Source organism: Mucilaginibacter sp. 3215, assembly GCF_050433785.1.
Taxonomy (GTDB): domain Bacteria; phylum Bacteroidota; class Bacteroidia; order Sphingobacteriales; family Sphingobacteriaceae; genus Mucilaginibacter.
In genome coordinates this window covers 15460-35421 of sequence record NZ_JBNPWO010000014.1, presented here as the reverse complement: position 1 = coordinate 35421, position 19962 = coordinate 15460, and the positions used below count along the sequence as shown (strand labels likewise).

Here is a 19962-nt window from a genome sequence, read left to right as displayed (position 1 = left end):
AGAATTATTTATTTCTGAAGCCTTCGGCAACGGTATAACGTTTCTGTATAAAATCCTCCTCCAGTTTTTTAACCCAAAAATCACGGGTTAAAATAAATATGATCCCGGTACCGGCCAGCATGGCCAGGCCGACGTCCGCGTGTTTGAACAGTGAGAACGGAAGATAAATAATATACGGCGTGATCATCAAGGGAAACGAAATAAGCATTTGCGTTGCCCCCACCCCTTCCCAATTAAACGACGCGCCTTTTGACAGATCTATCCGTTTGGCATTGCGGTTAGCAAAAAACAGCACAATGGTTGTGTTGATGCCGATGTTCCACAGGTACATTACAAAATGTACCAAAACAATGCGCCAGCCAAAATAAGCATAAGGCGTAGTCAATATAAAAGCCACGGTTGATACCATGGTAAACAGCAGGTATTTTGCCTTTAAAAAATCGCGGAAATTGATCTTGCTTACCAACAGGCCATCAAAATGAGCGCCTTGCCAGCTATACATGAACTGCCCATAACTGATAATAAAAATCCCCGTCATAAACATGCCCACAAAAATGTACCAGGTTTGTCCGTAATGGCTGTTGGTATAAAATATGAGCCCGTAAAACATAAAGAACAACCCCATAACCAATGCCGATCGTGGCCGCTTATTACGGAAGATCAGTTTCAGCTCGTTTGCGGCAAGGTCGCCAACCTTACCAAACCTGTTTAACAGCGGAAACTCCGTACTGCTTTTATAAGCCGATGCCTTGCGCGAACTCAGCTCTTCGAGGTACAGGTTTTGTTTTAAGTAGGCAAAATTGATGTAATACATGGTTGCAGCAAGCACAACAGGCAATAATACCAATACCGGTTTACTGAGCAAATAGCCGAAATACAGATAGGAAATATTACGCACCGAATACAGATGAAACCTGAAATCGCCGGTAATAATAAGGATGAGAGCCGCTGCGAAAACCAGGAAGACCCAGCCGTTAAGATTGGCCTTGCGTTTAATAAACAAGGCCATGTAATTATTGAAAAGCATGAAGCCGATAATAGCCAATATAAAAGCGAGCGCAGGCAAAGCACCCGAATCGGTAAGGATCACTTTTAAAATAAAAGGTACAAAAAGTATAATGGGCCACAGGTTAAAAACCGAAAGCATGGCCGTAAAGGCCAGATAGCCGACCACCGTATTCCTTTTTATAGGTAAATGAAGATATGGTTGCACTCTTAACGTAGGCAGTTCCTGCAATTGCATGCGCATCATGAGGTCAAACAAAAAATAAAGCAGGATGATACCGCAAAAAGAAACCACTATGTCATCATGCGGAAAAACCTGCCCCAAAATTTCATTCAAAAACAAACCGGCAAGCAAGATACATCCAAAAAGATAAAGGATAAGTAAGGCCATTACCACACGGATAGCAATACTTTTACCTGTGTTTTTTGACCGCCAGAAAGCTTTAAGTTCGTGCCCGAGAAAGGTAGTGATCATAAGTATAGACAGTTAAGAGTTAAGGTATAGGTTTTATATAAAAGCAAAATGCATAAAGCCCAAAGCTATAATTTGTTTTATATAAAAGCCACAGACACGATACGCAAAGCCTAAAGCTATAAATTAATTAATATTGGTCAAATCATTATATGATATTAATTAACAGGCTCTATAAAGCGAAACTTAAGTTAGTATTTATACCTGTCGCCCCAAAGTTTTCTTAACTTTTCTTTTGATTCGTTTTCACGCGCATTGTTACCGGGGTCGTAAATTTTTGTTCCGCGGATAGCATCAGGCAGAAAATCAAGATCGGTAAAATTACCCTCATAGCTGTGGGCATATTTGTAATCCTTACCGTAGCCTATATTTTTCATGAATTTGGTTGGGGCGTTACGTAGGTGCAGCGGCACCGGTAAATCGCCGGTTTGACGCACCAATGCTATGGCCGCACCAATAGCCGTAGTGGCCGAATTACTTTTGGGCGATGTTGCCAGGTAAATAGCCGTCTGCGATAATATCAGTTGCGATTCGGGCATGCCTATTTTATTTACAGCCTCAAAGCAACTTTGCGCAAGTAGTAATGCGTTTGGGTTGGCGTTGCCAATATCTTCGGATGCCAGGATCAGCATGCGCCGGGCTATGAAAAGCGGGTCTTCGCCGCCAACTATCATGCGCGCCAGCCAGTAAACAGCACCGTTAGGATCAGAGCCCCGCATGGATTTGATAAAGGCCGAAATGATATCATAGTGCTGCTCGCCGGTTTTATCATATAGTGCCATGTTTTGCTGTACGTGCTCCAGCACAACTTCATCGGTCAGTACTATATCAGGCGTGTCAAAAGCGTTTACCAGCAACTCGAAAATATTGAGCAGCTTCCGGGCATCGCCTCCCGAAAGGCGCAGCAAAGCCTCATGATCTTTGATGGTGATGTTTTTACCCTGCAAAACCACATCCTCTTTCATCGCCTTGTTCAGGAGGTCGATGAGATCAGTCTCAGACAGCGATTGTAAAATATACACCTGGCAACGCGACAGCAAAGCCGAGATCACTTCGAAAGATGGGTTTTCGGTAGTAGCGCCTATCAACGTAACAATGCCCCGCTCTACAGCGCCTAACAATGAATCTTGTTGCGATTTGGAAAAACGATGAATTTCATCAATAAACAATATCGGCAGCACCTCGCCCTGTTTTTTTAACAGTGATGCCTTTTCTATAACCTCCCTTACATCTTTCACGCCCGAATTAATAGCACTCAAAGCAAAAAACGGACGAAACAATGACTGCGAAATAATATAAGCCAAAGTAGTTTTACCCACTCCCGGCGGTCCCCAAAATATCATCGACGGCAATGAACCCGACTCGATAGCTTTACGCAGCACTGCTCCCGGCCCAACAAGATGTTTTTGCCCAACATAATCATCAAGCGATTTGGGACGCATACGTTCGGCTAATGGCGGGAGGTTGTTCATAAAAGTAAAATTCAGAAAAGAAAACGCTAAATCCTAAAAAAATTAGTAAAATAGTGTTTGTGCTTACGCAGGGTTTTCAACATCCCCTCTTGAGAGGGGGCGGGGAAGAAGGAGCGGTGGCAGGGGTGTGTTTCTGCGGTAGACTTATCAAAAGCAGAAACACACCCCTCCCCCCTCTCGAGAGGGGAATCGCACGACCCTCCCGCTTTTTGACGACTATTCTCAAACAGGAGCTAAATGTAATTACCTCAATCCTGTGTAATGGGTTCATGATGTGCGTGGCAGGCTTCTGCGCAATCAATACAGGCTTTGGCACATTCCTGGCAATGATCGTGCTGATGTTTACCGCACTCCGCAGCGCAAAGACGGCAGATCTCCTCGCATAAAACCAGGTATTGGTGGGCAATAACCGAATCTCTTTGCAATAAGCGGGCCCCCTGGGCACATATGTCAGCGCAGTCCCGGTCAAGACTAATGCAGTTGGCCATCATTTTAACATCCTCTTCGTGCAGGCATGCAGTAGCACAATGTTCGCAAGCTAAAGCGCAATCCAATAATTTTTGAATTATAGCGCGGTGATCATGATTTTGCATAATGGTAAATTTTAAGTTTTACTTAATATACTACCCGCTGCAGTTAAAAAAGGTTTGCATTAATTTGAAATGCTATATTATACAAACAAAAAGGCTGTCTCCAATTACGGAAACAGCCTTTATAATATATATTGAATTTTTATTAATTACTGTTGGTTCGGGTTTTGATCACTGTCGTTATTTTCAGGATCATCAGATGGGGTGCCTACAATTTTGTAAGCTTTATTGCCGTCATCCTGAGTTTCCTGGTAGTAATAACCATCAGGAGATACAAACAGCTTTTCACCATTGATCTTGATCTTGCGGCAATCCGGTGGCAATTGAGTTACAATGTCACCAATTTGCGGGCCCTGATCAACACTGCTGCCATCGCCGTTGCCCTGGTCGGTAGTTAATTGGCCATCTTTACCTGCAATCACGTAAACAGTTGAGCCGTCATCTTTGGTGTATGGCTGGTAGTAAACACCATTTAACTCGTAGTACTGTTCGCCATTGATCATGATAGATTCAGCACCTGAAGGCAGGGTTTTAATCTCGGCCCCTATTGGCGGTTCAACAACGGTATACTGGTCATTGTATTGACGATAGTACAAACCATCGCTGTAAAAATATTGGTAATCGCCCCACCAGAAAGGATAGTAACCATATGGTAAGAAACCTATGCTAAAACCTAACCGCGGATAATAGAATGAATTATAGTAGTTACGGTATGGATAATAGTAGTGATTGCCAAAATACCCCCCGCGGCCACCGTAATGGTAAGTACCAGGATAAACCCTGCGACCACCGTATGCGTATGAACCGCCTCTGTAATAAGTACCGCGACCGCCGTTATAAACGCGCCTGTCTACAGTAGTATAGCTGCGGTTACCATTGTATACGGTACGACCGGCGCTACCATAGCTACGCTGGGGTGCTACAGATGTGCCATTTGGCCTTACTGCGTAATCACGACCACCATAACTGCGTTGTTGAGGAGTGCCATAGCTGCTGCGCGAATCGGTGCCGTAGCTACGCTGCGGCGCTGCTATTGAGGTACGTGTGCTACCATTAAATGAAGTTGAGGGGCGGGAAAAACTACCACCAGAAGGACGGGAAAAACTACCGCCTCCGCCACCACCGCCTGACGGTCTTGAACCACCGCCTCCTCCGCCACCGCCGCCGCGAGAACCGCCGCCACGTTGTGCATCAGCATTGAATGCCAAGGATAAGCTCAATAAGCCCCCTAATGCAATTGTTAATAGATTTTTATATGTCCTTTTCATGATGAAAGATTTTTTAACAGATCAGCATGGTATTTTTTGCTGATATAAATATATAGACTATTAAATGTTTAAACGGTTTAACGCGTTTTTAATTATTTTTCACTCAAAAAGCGAACCAATACCATCCATACGTACCGGTTATTGTTTTCGCTACGCTATATCCTCGGCAATAAACAAAAAAGGTTGCTCAAACTGCAGGGTAAAAAAACCATCATGGGTGGTTTTATACCTGTTATTGCCTGTAGTTTCAAGCCCGCTTATTTGTAAGCCCGACGGATGCGAAAGTACTTCAATGAACTCACCTGCGGGTTTCCACTTACTGAAGCCCGAATTAACCGGGTAGATCTTTTGCCGCTCCCTAAAAATCACCAGGTTTATTTTATCGGCATAAAACAAAAAATCTTTCAGGTCCAGCACATCGGTAATTACATTGACCGCCGGGTAATTATGCGTTACCAGGTATTTTAAAGCTGCGCCTGCCGCATTGTCGCCTCCCGAAGGCATCACCTTCACGTCCGACTGTAAATCACCCGAATCACCATCACTTATTATCCAGTCGATTTTAATCCCTGATGCATCCAGCTTTTCGGCGGTACCGGTAGAGCAGATCACGGTCGGGCTCCACTCCAGCAACTGCCCCAGCATTTCCTCATCAAAAGTATCCATGCTTAAAACCAGTAAAGCAGGCTCCTGTTTTTCGCGAACAATATGATGTGATGACATTGCTAATGTAGATGGAACAGATGAATATTAAATGAAAATATAAAGATGAGGTTTTTATTGATTGCTGAAACCAAATCAATATTTTATGACGGTAGAATAATATAAAAAGGTCACCTTTTTATTTGCGGGGTATTAATGATAAATAAACCTTATCATGAAAACAAAAATTTTATTGTCAGTGCCTTTATTATTTACAGGCTGCATCATGGATTATTACGACCGGCGTTTATCTGTTATTAATAAATCGTCGGTTCACGTTGCTGTGGAGATAATTAACGATACAACTGTGCGAACAAAAAATGGCATCCCATATTATCAATCGCATGTGATAGCGCCTAATGAAACCTCTTTTATAACAAAGTCGGGAAAAAATGCCTGGCTTGAGTATATTAATAAAGGGAAAACCAAAACTCTGTACGTTTATTTTTTTGACATCGATAGCTTAAATAAATATCAAAAGGGAGGTGCCGATATGAGTTATTTGCTTGGAAATAAAAAGTATTTAAAAAGACTCGATTATACGCTTGATGAATTAAAAAGGGTCGATTGGCAGATCAAATACCGATAGGATCTGAATCAATACATCTTTCTGTAAAACTCCTTAACCCTTTCAGCAGGATCAGCAATAAGGTCCATGGCTGATGATATCGCAATACCATAGATTCCCGTTTGAAGCAAGGGCTCAACATCATCCGGTTGGATGCCGCCTGCTGCTATCACCGGGATATTGATGCCCAGTTTCTCCAGTTCACGATACCCATTAAAACCAAGCACCTTATGTACGCTGGACACATCATTTAATGCGGATGCAAAAGGCCCGTAAGTGCAATAATCAACCACTCCGGTGTCTTGTAATTTCAATAATTCATCAGCACCTCCGGCTGATACACCAAGAGTTTTATCCGGGCCGATAATCTTGCGGATAATGGCCGGATCGACATCACTATTATCTATATGCACACCCTGCGCATCAACCCGTTCAATCAGGTCATAATGGTTGGCAATGATGAGGGTTGCGCCCCAGTCGTCACAAATTTCGGCTATCTCGTTTATTTCATCAATCAGCTCATCTTCGGGCTTGGTAAGACAACGGTATTGTATCCAGTTTGCACCCGCGCCGCAAGCCATCTGCACCTGTTGTACGTGGCTAAAATCCGGCAGGTCATGTGTAATATAATGAAATTTAGAAATGTATTTTTTCATTTTATTAAGTCCGAATTAGGTCAAACCCGAAAGTCGGAAAGTTTTTAATTATTAACCGAAAAGTCCGAAAGTTTTGTATTGTAAACTTTCGGACTTACCTGACTTCAGACTTAGTTTTTCAGTGCTTCGCTGATAGTTTTACCTACACAGCCATCAGGGGCCTGGATATGCAGTAGCGATGCTACAGTAGCCGAAATATCTGTCATATGTGTTTGGCGGGTCAAACTACCATGCTTAATGCCCCAGCCCATAAATACCAATGGGATATGCGAATCATAAGGGTTCCATGTACCGTGGGTGGTACCGGTTGGGCCGCGATCATTAGTGCCATGACCGGTATACCATGCCGGTTTCAGGATGATCTGGATAACACCGCTGTGTTCGGCATTGTAACCGTTAATGATCATGCTGCGCAAATCGTCAGGGATATTAGCTGTCTGTACTTTTTGCAGATCGATTGCATAGGCAATGCCTGGTTGTTTCTTCAGGTATGCGATGCAATCTAACTTTAGCGCCTCTTCGCTAACGCCTGCTTTTGCAAGGGCCGCGTTATTAAAATTAACCTGATAATTATCCATACTAATGATCAGGTTATCCACTTTGTATTTATCGCTGATCATCGTGTTCATTTCTTTTGCAGCTTTTCCCTCATCCCAAACACCTGCCGGGATGTTATGGTCTTTCAAAAAGTTAGGGTTGTGGGCAGCGCCATGGTCGGCACTCAGGAAAACCGAATAATTGCCTTTACCTACAGTTGCATCTAAATAATTGAAAAACGCGGCCAGGTCCTGGTCAAGCCTTAAATAAGTATCTTCAACCTCAACCGAGTTAGGGCCAAACTGGTGACCAACATAATCTGTTGATGAAAGGCTCACGGCTAAAAAGTCGGTTACGGTATTTTTACCCAATTTTTCGCCCTCAATAGCAGCTTTAGCCAGGTCGAGCGTCATGGTGTTGCCGAACGGAGTAGAACGGATCATGCCAATATGGCCCTTATAAAGTTCGGATGTTTTGACCGGTAAGGTTGGTGTAGCGGCACCGGCAAATTTACCTTCATAACGATCGCTGTTATCGGGTGCGCTTTGTACATACGTATTAATAGGATATAACGGGTTCCAGTCCTGCTTTAGGTATTTTTCAGCAATCTTTTGATTGTTAAAAGTTTTAACCCAGGCAGGCAGGTCATTCATATAATAAGTACTGGTAATCCAGTTACCACTGGCATCATCAAACCAGTAGGCAGCGTTGGCTGAGTGCCCCGCAGGCAGGATGCCGCCGCGGTCTTTCAATGCTATACCGATAACTTTTGAACGAAAGTTTGTAGCCAGTCTCAACTCATCAGTAACTGTGCTAACCAGCAAGTTGCGGGGCGACATTTGCCCTGCTTTTGAAGTGCTGCCAACAGCTACAACAGTGCTGTCGTCCGTACAGTACATGGATTTGCCCGTAGCCTGGATAATAAAATCATTACCCACTATACCGTGAATAGCGGGGATCGAACCTGTATAGATACAGGTATGGCCGGCAGCCGTTACCGTTGGGATATAATCGATATTGGTATTCTCGCAGGTGAAGCCTTCATTAAGCATGCGCTTAAAACCACCGGTTTGGTAACGGTCATAATAGCGGTACAGGTAATCCCAGCGCATTTGGTCAACCACTAAACCCACAACTAATTTTGGGCGAGGAATTGATGCAGACGCAGCGGGTGCTGTCGTAGTTTTCTTTTTTTGTGCCGATACCGAAACGGTAGCGAAGGAGAGGGAAATAAGCAGCAGATGTTTAAACTTCATCGCGAAAAAAGATTTTTGATTTCGCCAAATATCAGCAAAGCATTTAAAATGCAATGTGATGCTTTTGTTAATTATAGGGGATTGTTACAAAGTAGCCCCCTCTAAATCTTTCCCGGCCGGGGAGACTTCAAAGCCCTCCCTTCCGGGGAGGGTTTGGGTGGGGCCGTGTTTACAAAATGCCCAAAACTTTGTAAGTTTAGCAAACCAATCTTTAAACCTATAATCAATGAAACGCATCCTTTTATTGCCGCTTTTGCTGCTGGCTTGCTCTGTCATCGCGCAAAATAAAAACCTTGATGTTGTTGCTACCGATGCAGGTAAAATATCAGGCTTAACCAACCAGGGCGGCGATGTGCACATTTATAAAGGCATTCCCTTTGCTGCACCGCCTGTTGGAGATTTGCGCTGGAAGGAACCACAGCCGGTAAAACCATGGGAGGGCGTTAAAAAGTGTAACGAATTTGCAGCCAGCCCTATGCAGGGCAAACCAGACCCTTTTGGTGTTTACACGCGCGAATTCCTGATCCCCTATGAGCCCATCAGCGAAGACTGCCTGTACCTTAATGTATGGACTGCCGCAAAAACACCGTCAGAAAAACGCCCTGTGCTGGTTTATATTTATGGCGGTGGATTTGTAAGTGGTGGAGCTGGAGTACCTATTTATGATGGCGAGGCGATGGCTAAAAAAGGGATCATATTTGTGGTTATTAATTACCGCGTCGGGATTTTTGGTTTCTTCGCCCATCCCGAATTAACCAGGGAATCGCCGCATAATGCATCAGGAAATTATGGTTTGATGGATCAGCTGGCTGCATTAACATGGGTGAAGAAGAATATCGCGGCTTTTGGTGGAGACCCGGATAAGGTTACCATAGCGGGGCAATCGGCAGGTTCCATGAGTGTAAATTGTTTGGTGGCATCGCCATTAGGTAAAGGGCTGTTCAGTGGTGCAATTGCCGAGAGTGGGGCCAGTTTTATCAGTCAGCAAGGATCAGGCGGGTTGCGGGAAGCAGAGGCAGCCGGTGTAAAAACAGCGACTGCCTTGGGTGCAAGCACCATTGCCGAACTAAGGAGTAAACCCGCTGCCGAACTGGTTGGCAAAGGCCAAAGCCGCCCGGTTATTGACGGCTATGTTTTACCCGCAACCATCGCTGATATTTTTAATGAGCATAAACAAAACGATGTACCTGTACTTACCGGCTGGAACGAAGACGACGCTTTTATCGGTCCGCCAAAAACTGCTGAAGAGTATAAAAAGATGATAAAAAGCCAATATGGTGCCGATGCTGATGCATTTTTAAAACTATATCCGGCGGGTTCGGACCAGGAAGCCGCGACCTCCCAAACGCGGATAAACCGCGATCAGATCTTCGGGATACAGAATTATACCTGGGCCAATATTCAGAGCGAAAAAGCGAAGTCGAAAATCTATGTTTACCGCTTTATCCGCCGCCTGCCTGCCACTGCCGATTTTGTTAAATACGGCGCTTTCCATACCGGCGAGGTTGCTTATGCCTATGACAACCTCAAATTCCTGAACCGCCCATGGGAACCTGTCGATCAGCAACTGGCCAATACCATGAGCACTTACTGGGCTAATTTTGTTAAAACCGGTAACCCGAACGGGAAAGGCGTACCTACATGGCCGGCTTATACAACAAGTGATCATAAAATAATGATATTGGCTGAGAAGCCGGGCGCAAAACCTTTGCCGGATAAAGCCGCTTTGGATTTTATGGTGAAGAAGGCCAAAGGAAAGTAATGCATAGGTAAAGCCCCGGGATAATAAACGCTGCCAGATACATTCAGGTAGGGAAGCCTTAAACACCCCGCTTAAGAAACTGATGAGACAGCCAGGCTTGAAATGTTAGCGGATACCATAAAACAAAAGTATACGAAACTCCAGATTAATTAAAGTGCTACCTATATTTTAATGAAAGAAACCCACCTTATCAAACAAAAATTTAAAAGCGCCATACGACGGGGAACTGGCGAAGCGTATTTACTACTGCAACGCTATCCCGGTATTGATTTTTCGGGAGAGGTCATCAAAGCCTGCGTCAAAAACTTCTCGTACGATGGACAATGCGAAGGCAGCAGAGGGGAATATCTTTTTGAACTTATCGGCCTTTCGGGGAAAAAAGACAAAATAAAGAAAGCAGTATTAAAAGCCCTGCTAAAACCTCAGAAAGATACCTGGACACTGACACAGCTTTTCAGCCTGGCTAAAATGTTTGCCCGACAAGATGATGCCGAAGCCCGGAAAACCATTTACGATGCCTTTGTTCACAATCCTATTTGGCGATCGGATTGGGCCGGTACCTCAGACATTATACAACTTGATGGTATTGAAGGCTTGAAATTTATTGCCGAAGAATTTGGCAAACGCCTTGAAGCAGATCCGGAAGACTGGCAGGACGAGGACCTCATTAATCAATTTCAAAAAGAAAACCCGGAAACCGACACCTGGGCGCAACTGGGTATCAGTGCCAAACAAAATCGCTTTATAAAGATATACATCGATTCGGTGAGGGAAAACATGGCACAGCGTGCCACAAAGGTAAAACCACCGGAACCCGTTTATAAAAATATAGTTGAAGAAACGCTGTTGAGACAAACCCAACTTTGGTTTTACCATAGGAAACTGAAAAGCACCGAACTTAAATCAATCGGTCAGCAACTAATAATTGAACGAAAGAAAAGTAACCGGGAAAAATTACTTAAAATTTTTACAAAGCATCCATTTCCTCTTGAGAAAGAATTTCTTTTTGATTTGGCTTGTAAACATCCGGCAAGGAACAGAAGAGTTGTGACATTCGCTATTCAAGCGCTTGGCCTTTTTAAAAATAAAAGCATCAGGGAGTTCGCTTTAAAACAAATTGCGATTAGTAAACATCCAACATTATTTGTTGAGCTTTTAAAAGAAAATTATAAAAAGGGAGATCATAAACTGTTGACTGTCCTCATAGCAAACAGCAATAAAGGCATTGAATTAGAGGGTTTGATAATTGACATTACTAATATCTATTATGCCAATAAAACTCCGGAATGCCGGGAGCCATTGGAGGCACTTTATGATAAACACAACTGCGGTATGTGCCGGAAACATGTTGTTGAAATATTAAAGAACAATAATGTGCTAAGCGAGCGAATAAAAAATGAGATCAGGTTTGATTGCAATGAGGATACGCGGAAACTGTATAATTGACCATATTATTCCGATAATCCTGTTTGTGTATACTTAGCTCCAACTTTACCAATGAATAACAAGGCATTGTGTAATAATGTAACAAAAAATTCCCCTCTTAAAAATTTGGATAATAAAACTTAAATCACTTATCTTCGTTAATTACCAAAACGCAAGACTATGTAAGCAGAGGGCTTACATAGTCTTGTTTGCTTTTATAAGCATTGCGTCCTTTCTTAAAACAGGGAAGGGCGGTTTTTTTTGGTTGATTAACAGTAATAATATTAATTAATTTTTGCGTTATGGCAGAGGTATCATACTATACCAAAGATGGTTTAGAGAAATTAAAAGAAGAACTACAGAGATTAAAAACAACCGGCCGTGCCGATATATCAAAAGCTATTGCTGAGGCACGTGACAAAGGCGATCTGTCTGAAAATGCCGAATACGATGCAGCTAAAGAAGCGCAGGGCTTACATGAGGCCAAGATAGCCCAGATGCAGGAAACACTGGCCAATGCGCGCCTGCTTGATGAATCAAAACTTGACGTTTCGAAGGTACTTGCATTGTCGATAGTAAAGATCAAGAACCTGAAAAACGGAGCTACCATGAGTTATCAGCTGGTATCAGAGAGTGAAGCCGATCTTAAAACCGGTAAAATTTCGGTAGCATCACCAATAGCTAAAGGCCTGCTTGGCAAAAAGGTTGGTGAAAAAACCGAGATCACCGTACCTGCAGGTAAAATTGAATTCGAGATCCTGGAAATAAGCAGGTAATTTATTGGGTGAGCAGTGAATAGTTGATTAAGAGAATGGTTTTTCCGGATATCGTAATCAATTATTAACTACTCACCCTTTTAATTAATACCATAACAAACTACTCACCCAATCAACATAATCAACCACTCACCAATAATGACCATCTTTTCAAAAATAGTTGCAGGCGAGATCCCCGCTTATAAAGTGGCCGAGAACGATGAATTTCTGGCTTTTTTGGATATTTTTCCGCTTACGGAAGGTCACCTGCTGGTGATCCCAAAGAAGGAGGTTGATTATCTTTTTGATTTGGACGATAATACTTATACGGGCTTACAGCTATTTGCCAAAAAGGTAGCTCTCGGTTTAAAAAAGGCCGTTCCCTGCCCCCGGGTTGGTGTAGCTGTTATGGGCCTTGATGTGCCCCATGCGCATATCCATCTTATACCCATGAATGATATGAGCAGCATCAACTTTTCACTCCCCAAACAAAAATTCACCCCCGAACAATTTAATACTACCGCCGAGAAGATCAGGCAGGCAATCAGTTAACAATTGGGATAACATTAATCAAGCTATTAGCTATAAGTTTTGCTCATGCTGCTTTTAGCTTATATTATATATAGACAAAAGGCCTCATCATAATATAAATGACGAGGCCTTTTTATGTTTAAAACTCTACATGCGCCCTTAGCGAAAGGACATTTACCGGTCCCCTGTCCTTATTATAGGCAGGGTTGAGCAAAAACTGGTAACCGGGTGTAAGCCAGAACTTTTTTTGATATGCGTTTATTTTATAATCAAGTTCGGCAATAAATTCGGTGCCATAATTAAGCTTGCCATCACCTATGATAAAGCCGTAGCCGCCGGCTGCGAGGTAATCACGATGGGCGTTTGAGATGCCGTTGGCTACAAAAGCCAGGCTCAGTTCGTCATCGCCGCGGTTCCATGAACTTCCTTTAAGTACGCCGCCAAAACTCAATGACCGGTCAATCTCGGTAAAATACCATGTTTGGGTTTTACCATCATTATAACTCACTTTGGCAAATACCCCAAAATCTTTGGTCAGATATTGGTCGGCGCTGATGCCGAAACCATATTTGTGCCTGCCATAAGCTTGTGTGGTATCAACATTGGGGGCAACAGGGCTTTGCGCGAGTGCCACGCGATAATCTCCCATTTTGCCATTATTACGGAAACCTAAGATCCTGAAAGTACCTTTTTGGCCGTTAAGTGTATAGCGTTTTTCGTATTCTAAGGTCTGGGTGTTTGCTTTACCAATTTTTTGATCCCAGATAGCGCCGTTGGCGGTAGTGGTGGACATGGTAAAAGCAAAGCGCAATGTCCAGTTTGGTTGCCCTAATTCGGTATGGATCCCCATAACATACCCGCGGGTATTGGCGGGATAATCCCATGCACCGTTATCCATTAAGCTCCAGTTCATGAACTGCGTACGCGGATCATGGCTAAATTCATTGCCGTCATAAAAATCGGCCATGCCAAATTTACCTACGGTAACCGAAAAGTAACGCTTGCTTTTTAAACCGGCTAACTGGTTGGCATCATCGCTGATAGTGTCTTTATCCTTGCCCCATTCAAAGTTTTGGGTAAAATATAAACGGGCGATGTAGATCTTCGGCTCTGCGCCGCCTACACGAAAAGTTTCGCCATTAGGGAAACCTGCCGCGCCCAGCGTTTTGCTCAGGCCCGATCCACCCGAAAGCTCGGGGTTAAAATAGGCTTCGGCGCCTTTCCAGAGCCTTGCACCGCCAAAAAGCGTAGTGGTAATTGAGCTTTGTGTTTCTTCTTTGGTAAGTAAACTGTTATCGCCATTATAATCGGCATGAAACGATGGTTTGTATTGGGTAATTACCGTTTGCTGGAAATGGAAGTTGAACCGCTGACGTTTAACTGTATCCTGCCCCAAAGCGACGGCGGCAATTAACACGGGCATTATAGTAAATATAAGTTTTTTCATGGGCTGTCAATTTTGGCGCAAAAGTAAGCTTTCGCGTTAACTTGAACCACATTCGTCAAAAAACTGTTTTAAATAATCCTCCATAAATGTATGCCTTTGTTCGGCAATTGCTTTACCGGCGGGAGTATTCATTTTATCCTTAAGTAACAATAACTTTTCGTAAAAGTGATTAATAGTTGGAGCGGTGGTGTTTTTATATTCTTCCCTGGTCATGTTAAGGTTTGGCGGGATTTCGGGATTGTACAATTCCCGGCCTTTAAAACCTCCATAGGTAAAGGCACGCGCAATGCCAATGGCTCCAATGGCATCCAGCCTGTCGGCATCCTGTACTACAGCCAGTTCGGGCGAATGAAAGGACTGTTTATCAAAGCTGGCTTTGAACGACATATGCCTGATGATCTGCTGCACATGCTCAATAACCCCGGTATCAACATTCATGCTTTGCAGGTAATTGCCAGCAGTACGCGGGCCAATCTCTTCATCGCCGTTATGAAACTTACTATCGGCAATATCATGCAGCAGGGCAGCAAGTTCAACTATCAGCTGATCGGTTTTTTCTGTTTGGTTGATGAGTTTCGCGTTTGTCCAAACGCGGTGAATATGCCACCAGTCGTGACCACCTTCGGCGTCCCTGAGCGTATTGCGCACAAAATTTGCAGTGGCTTCAATGAGTTTATTATGTTCCATCTTTTGCAAAGATACTAAGCAAAAGACAGAACAACGGGGTTGTGTATAAAACGTTAAGCAGCGGCTATTTTTTCTGTATCGATGAGTTCGGCAACTTCAATCTCCAAAATAGCGGCGATCTGAAAAAGCCTTTCGACTGTTATTTTTGTATAGCCTAACTCAATTTTGCTATAAGCGTTTTGTGATATACCCAGCTTGGCTGCAAGGTATTCCTGGGTATAATTTAATCCTTCCCTGGTTTGCCTTATGTTAGCAGCAATAGCCTTAATCTTGAAACTTAGCATATCTTTCATCCATTTACATATTAATTCGTTTATAAATAACGAAAATATAGGGGTTATGGATTTCAAAATTTTAATTTTTTTTAATAGCTAACCAATTGAAAAGCTGATATTTTATACTTTTTTAATTAAAAATTAACAACCCTTTATAAAAGCCGGTATAAATACATAGGTTTTAACAACCATATTAATTAATAATAAAGACAAAAAAAGCGACAGGCCGCAAAGTCTGTCGCTTTCAAATTACTTTTATTTAAAAAAACTACTCGCCTAAATTGTAACTAACAATTACTGTGGGCAATAAAGTAGCCGCTTCAAGCGGTACCTGGTTATAAGATATGATTGGCTTGCGTTTGCTGTAATAATCAAATGCCTCCTTTATAGTAGCATTACTTGTATTTGCCGGCGCATTAAAGTTAATGGAAAACGGCAAGATAAAATCATGCAGTTTTTCATGATCGGGGATAACCCATTTGTGGTTTGATTTTTTTAGCGCCTCAATGATGGGTACTACCAATATGGCATCATCCGCATAGTAAACAATTATTTTTTTGATCACACCTTTTTCATCAGCAGTGAACTTAAACACCGCTGTTCCGCTTGCTTTCTTTTTAATGATTTCGGGTGATACAACAAGACTGTCTTTAAAAAAGCGGTTCATAATAGGACTGCCGCCCTGAAACGGAAATGCTAATTGCGCTTGTGCCTTAACCAGTACTGATGATAAAATAAGTGTTATAAATAACAGGATCTTTTTCATTTAATTTTCTTCTTTCGGTTCACGTTTGCTGCCGTGGTATAATTCATACTCAAACAGGCGGCAATCAAGCTTACCATTATAAAATTCAATTTTGCGGGCTGCCTTCAGGCCTATCTTTTTGGCCAGGTCGGGATTGCCCGTAAAAACATAACCGTTATACCCAAGGCATTTCTTTTTCAGAAAATCTCCTATACGCTTATAGGTGATCTCCAGCTTAGTATGTACGCCCAAACGCTCACCGTATTCGGGATTAAACATTACTACACCAGTCTCTGCCGGAACCTCAGTATCTTCAAAATCACAAACGGCAAAATCGATCAAATGTTCTACACCTGCCGTTCTGGCATTTTTACGGGCGATGTCAACTGCGTCTTCAGAGATATCGGTGGCAATGATTTTAAAGCCAGTTTCCTTTTTTGCTTTATCTTTTAAATTGCGGCGTTCGGCAAAAAATACGGTTTCATCGTAACCCAGTATGTGCATAAAACCATAATTCATCCTGAACAAACCCGGAGATTTATCAGTAGCCAGCAATGCTGCTTCAATAGCCAGGGTGCCAGAACCGCACATGGGGTTAATGAATGTGCTTTTCATATCCCATTTGGTAGCCATAATGGTTGATGTTGCCAAAGCCTCAAGCATTGGTGCTTTACCCGGTATTTTACGGTAACTGTGCTTGGCCAGTGTTTCGCCCGATGTATCCAGGAAAATTTCGGCGCGGTCATCCTGCCAGTAAAGATGTACCAGGGTTTTATTAACCTCCGGGCCAGAGTCGGGCCTGATACCTTTAATGGATTTGATCCTGTCGGCAATAGCATCCTTTACCTTTACGTTGGCAAACAGCGGGGTAAGGATGTGTTCGTTATTTACGTTTGATGATACCGAAAAGTAACCGGTAAAATCAATCAGCTTTTCCCACTCAATGGTTACCAGCTCTTCGTAAAGCTCTTTCGGATCGCGGGCTGTAAATGTTTTTAACGAATACAGTACCTGGCTTGCGCAGCGCAGGTTCAAATTAAGCAGAATGGTATCTGTAACAGTACCTTTCAGTTCGACCCCGGTAGGGAAAACGCGGACCGGCTCATAGCCTAAAGCTTCAACCTCCCTTTGCAGGTAAGGCGAAAGCCTTTTGTTACATGTAATTATGATTTTACTTTCGGTGTGGAAAACTTGCATATTAATTCGGCAAAATTAAGAATTAAAAAGCCCCTATTTTAATTTCTTAACTATTAACTTTACATTTTAAATTATTTGAAGACTAATTATGGAAGTTAAAGGTAAGGTACATGAAGTGTCGGCCACTCAGCAAGTAACCGATTCACTTAAAAAACGCGAACTTATACTTGAATATATTGAGAACCCTCAATACCCTGAATATTTAAAGTTTGAAGCTATACAGGACCGTTGCAATTTGCTTGATAACGTAAAAGTTGGGGATGATGTAGAGGTTTCTTTTAACCTTAAAGGCCGCCCATGGACAGATAAAACCGGTAAAAAAAGCTATTTTAACTCATTACAGTTATGGAGGGTTACCCCGCTGGCTGCTGCTAATAACGCGTCTGCTGCTCCTCAATACGCAGCACCGTCAGCTGATATCAGCTCATCGGCCGATGATGACGATCTGCCATTCTAATAAAATAGAGAAAAGCTTGAGTAAAATATTTCAAAAGGCCCTTTAACAGGGCCTTTTGTTGTTTATACGCTTCTTGTTATAACCCACAGCCTTAAACAGACATCTTCAGTAATTGATACAATAAAATATTAAGCAGCAGAGTTTTAAATTGAACGTACATTTGTTAAATTTTGTTAAATGCAATTTTTGTGTGCGGATTTAGGATAATTTTGTTTGTTAATAAATGAAGAAAAGGAGCATAGGTTTAATTATTGGCTTAATGAGCTTTGCGCTGTTGGGCGTAATGGCTATGCAATTTTATTTTCTGAGGCAATCTTACCAGATGCAGTCCGATTCGTTCGACCGCCAGGTGAGGGAAGCTATGAACAATGTGGTAGATAAGGTTACCCGCCAGGATGCGAATAACTTTTTAAAAACCAAAACCCAGCAAACTGCCATCAGCACCGATAATGAAGAACGGGACATCAGCGCAATAAAAGTAGCGGGAATACCAAAAACAAAAAAACACTCATCTGCCCGCGAAAAACGGATTGCTTTACTGCGCGATAGTTTGCAGCGCATGATCCAGCGTAAAAAAATGGATGATGAGCTTAACGGCTTACTACAAACAGAAGGTACGGTTGATTTTAAAGTACGTGTTGAAGAATATACAGATGAGTTTGGTGTAGTACATGAGCAACTTACGCCCGAGATAGTGCATACCCGTATTACCCGCAGGGTAGGTCATCCTAAAAAACTTCATAAGTATGATACCCTGAGGTATGTCTACGTCGACCCCCAGTTTGGCAAACAAATGATCTCGGTACCACGCATCAATCCGTTGTGGGTACAGGAACAAACCCGTAAGCAAAAGGAACGGCAGGTTCAACAGATCAAAAAAATGCTGGAGACCGATTCACTTGAAAAAGTGAATAGTGCCGGTGCCAAACCTACTGTTATTGAAAACCTGGCCGAAGAGTACCGTAAATCGGGCGAACCGTTGAATAAAAGGATCAACCCTTTCTGGATAGATTCGTTACTGCGTTTTGAGCTTCATAATAAAGGCATTTTTCTGCCTTTCAGCTACGAAGTTACAACCGCCAACAGCGACTCGCTCATATTTTCAAATGCCAGCGACAGCCAGGGCGAAAAGCTGCCTGTGTTTGTAGCGGCAAATACTTATCAAACCCCTATTTTCACCAAAGAGGTGATCAACGACCCCGGAAAGATCAGGCTTTCGTTTCCGCAAAAAAACTCGCTGATCTTAAGCAATATGACGGCTACAATGGCTACAACCGGCGGCCTTACCATGGTACTGATCCTTTGTTTCGGCTACACTATCTTTTCGATATTGAGGCAGAAAAAGATCTCGGAAATGAAGATCGATTTCATCAACAACATGACCCACGAGTTTAAAACCCCGGTGTCAACCATCATGATTGCCAGTGAAGCTTTACGGGATAATGAAATTGCCGAAGATAAAAGCCGGGTAACCCGCTTAGCTAACATCATTTTTGAAGAGAATGCCCGTTTAGGCAGCCATATCGAGCGCGTATTAAACATTGCCCGTATTGAACGCAATGACTTTAAACTGGAGAAAAAGCCGGTTGATGTAAACGAGATGGTAAGCATAGTGCTTGATAGCATGGCGCTCAAATTGCAAAAATGCCATGCTAAAACCACACTGCACCTAGATGCCGAAAAAGCCTATATTATTGCTGATGAGCTGCATTTTTCGAACGTACTATACAACCTGGTTGATAACGCCATTAAATACAGCAACGAAGCGCCTGATATAACGATAAGTACTTTTGTTAAAAACGGACAGATTGTTATTAAAGTAGCTGATAAAGGTATAGGCATGAGCCGCGACCAGCAATCAAAAATATTTGAACAGTTTTATCGCATCCCTACCGGCAACGTACACAACGTTAAAGGTTTTGGCCTGGGCTTAAGCTATGTTAATACCATAGTAAAACGCCTGAATGGCACCATAAGCGTGAAATCAGAAAAAGAGAAGGGCTCGGAGTTTGAGCTAAAGTTTGCAGTGGCGTAGATCTACGAGTCGGAAAGTCGGGATGTCCGAAAGTCCGTAAGATAAGCTCCGCCACTTAATAAAGAACTTAATAAATAAAGACTTACGGACTTTCCGACCTCGGACTTCCGGACTAAAAAA

19 protein-coding genes are annotated in these 19962 nt (G+C 42.8%); 7 read left to right on the top strand and 12 right to left on the bottom strand.

Translation table 11 applies throughout. The features are described from left to right. Positions 1–4 precede the first annotated feature (4 nt). From ABIC84_RS20040 to ABIC84_RS20020, 5 genes are all read right to left on the bottom strand, one after another. Positions 5–1480 (bottom strand): DUF5687 family protein, encoded by a 1476-nt coding sequence (locus tag ABIC84_RS20040; protein WP_429264692.1) that lies wholly within the window; start codon positions 1478–1480, stop codon positions 5–7. A 188-nt stretch (positions 1481–1668) separates the two neighbouring features. After that, complete coding sequence (locus ABIC84_RS20035) at positions 1669–2949, bottom strand: replication-associated recombination protein A (protein ID WP_429264691.1); 1281 nt, start codon at positions 2947–2949, stop codon at positions 1669–1671. 248 nt (positions 2950–3197) lie between these two features. Beyond that, the gene (locus tag ABIC84_RS20030) at positions 3198–3542 is read right to left on the bottom strand and encodes a four-helix bundle copper-binding protein (RefSeq protein WP_429264690.1); all 345 of its coding nucleotides are present in this window, start codon (positions 3540–3542) and stop codon (positions 3198–3200) included. A gap of 146 nt (positions 3543–3688) precedes the next feature. Next, positions 3689–4807 carry a DUF6515 family protein gene (locus ABIC84_RS20025; RefSeq protein WP_429264689.1) on the bottom strand — a complete coding sequence of 373 codons (1119 nt, stop codon included), beginning with the start codon at positions 4805–4807 and terminating at the stop codon, positions 3689–3691. 150 nt (positions 4808–4957) lie between these two features. Next, positions 4958–5530 carry a thiamine diphosphokinase gene (locus tag ABIC84_RS20020; protein WP_429264688.1) on the bottom strand — a complete coding sequence of 191 codons (573 nt, stop codon included), beginning with the start codon at positions 5528–5530 and terminating at the stop codon, positions 4958–4960. A gap of 154 nt (positions 5531–5684) precedes the next feature. Here ABIC84_RS20020 and ABIC84_RS20015 point away from each other — a divergent pair, with 154 nt between their 5' ends. Further along, positions 5685–6098, top strand: a complete 414-nt coding sequence (locus ABIC84_RS20015; RefSeq protein ID WP_429264687.1) for a hypothetical protein — start codon at positions 5685–5687, stop codon at positions 6096–6098. Positions 6099–6106: 8 nt separating this feature from the next. On the opposite strand, the gene ABIC84_RS20010 is transcribed toward ABIC84_RS20015, so the two are convergent. Together ABIC84_RS20010 and pafA are read right to left on the bottom strand one after the other, a co-directional pair. Next, a complete protein-coding gene (locus ABIC84_RS20010) occupies positions 6107–6733 on the bottom strand; it encodes a thiamine phosphate synthase (RefSeq protein ID WP_429264686.1) in 627 nt (208 codons plus the stop codon). Between the two features lie 110 nt (positions 6734–6843). Further along, positions 6844–8526: an alkaline phosphatase PafA gene (gene pafA, locus ABIC84_RS20005; protein WP_429264685.1), complete on the bottom strand. Its 1683-nt coding sequence runs from the start codon at positions 8524–8526 to the stop codon at positions 6844–6846. Positions 8527–8752: 226 nt separating this feature from the next. On the opposite strand from pafA, the gene ABIC84_RS20000 reads away from it, so the two are divergent. The 4 genes from ABIC84_RS20000 (at position 8753) to ABIC84_RS19985 (ending at position 13020) form a co-directional block, all read left to right on the top strand. After that, on the top strand, positions 8753–10288 hold the full coding sequence (locus tag ABIC84_RS20000; RefSeq protein WP_429264684.1) for a carboxylesterase/lipase family protein: 1536 nt from the start codon (positions 8753–8755) through the stop codon (positions 10286–10288). A 171-nt stretch (positions 10289–10459) separates the two neighbouring features. After that, positions 10460–11734 (top strand): hypothetical protein, encoded by a 1275-nt coding sequence (locus ABIC84_RS19995; protein WP_426584016.1) that lies wholly within the window; start codon positions 10460–10462, stop codon positions 11732–11734. A gap of 281 nt (positions 11735–12015) precedes the next feature. Next, positions 12016–12489 (top strand): transcription elongation factor GreA, encoded by a 474-nt coding sequence (greA, locus tag ABIC84_RS19990; protein WP_090530524.1) that lies wholly within the window; start codon positions 12016–12018, stop codon positions 12487–12489. Positions 12490–12624: 135 nt separating this feature from the next. Further along, positions 12625–13020 (top strand): HIT family protein, encoded by a 396-nt coding sequence (locus ABIC84_RS19985; protein ID WP_426589762.1) that lies wholly within the window; start codon positions 12625–12627, stop codon positions 13018–13020. 118 nt (positions 13021–13138) lie between these two features. Here ABIC84_RS19985 and ABIC84_RS19980 read toward each other — a convergent pair whose 3' ends face one another. The 5 genes from ABIC84_RS19980 to ABIC84_RS19960 form a co-directional block, all read right to left on the bottom strand. Then, entirely contained in the window at positions 13139–14446 is a 1308-nt protein-coding gene (locus ABIC84_RS19980; RefSeq protein ID WP_429264683.1) for a carbohydrate porin, read from the bottom strand. Between the two features lie 36 nt (positions 14447–14482). Then, positions 14483–15133 (bottom strand): HD domain-containing protein, encoded by a 651-nt coding sequence (locus ABIC84_RS19975; RefSeq protein WP_426584012.1) that lies wholly within the window; start codon positions 15131–15133, stop codon positions 14483–14485. A 53-nt stretch (positions 15134–15186) separates the two neighbouring features. Next, positions 15187–15426, bottom strand: a complete 240-nt coding sequence (locus ABIC84_RS19970) for a helix-turn-helix domain-containing protein (protein WP_426584010.1) — start codon at positions 15424–15426, stop codon at positions 15187–15189. 250 nt (positions 15427–15676) lie between these two features. Further along, positions 15677–16174, bottom strand: a complete 498-nt coding sequence (locus ABIC84_RS19965; protein WP_426584008.1) for a hypothetical protein — start codon at positions 16172–16174, stop codon at positions 15677–15679. Next, positions 16175–17350: a THUMP domain-containing class I SAM-dependent RNA methyltransferase gene (locus ABIC84_RS19960; RefSeq protein ID WP_429264682.1), complete on the bottom strand. Its 1176-nt coding sequence runs from the start codon at positions 17348–17350 to the stop codon at positions 16175–16177. Between the two features lie 88 nt (positions 17351–17438). Between ABIC84_RS19960 and ABIC84_RS19955 the strand changes: the two genes are divergently transcribed. Both ABIC84_RS19955 and ABIC84_RS19950 read left to right on the top strand, forming a co-directional pair. After that, positions 17439–17807, top strand: a complete 369-nt coding sequence (locus ABIC84_RS19955; RefSeq protein ID WP_426584004.1) for a DUF3127 domain-containing protein — start codon at positions 17439–17441, stop codon at positions 17805–17807. Between the two features lie 223 nt (positions 17808–18030). After that, positions 18031–19842 carry a sensor histidine kinase gene (locus tag ABIC84_RS19950; RefSeq protein WP_429264681.1) on the top strand — a complete coding sequence of 604 codons (1812 nt, stop codon included), beginning with the start codon at positions 18031–18033 and terminating at the stop codon, positions 19840–19842. The last annotated feature ends 120 nt before the right edge of the window (positions 19843–19962 follow it).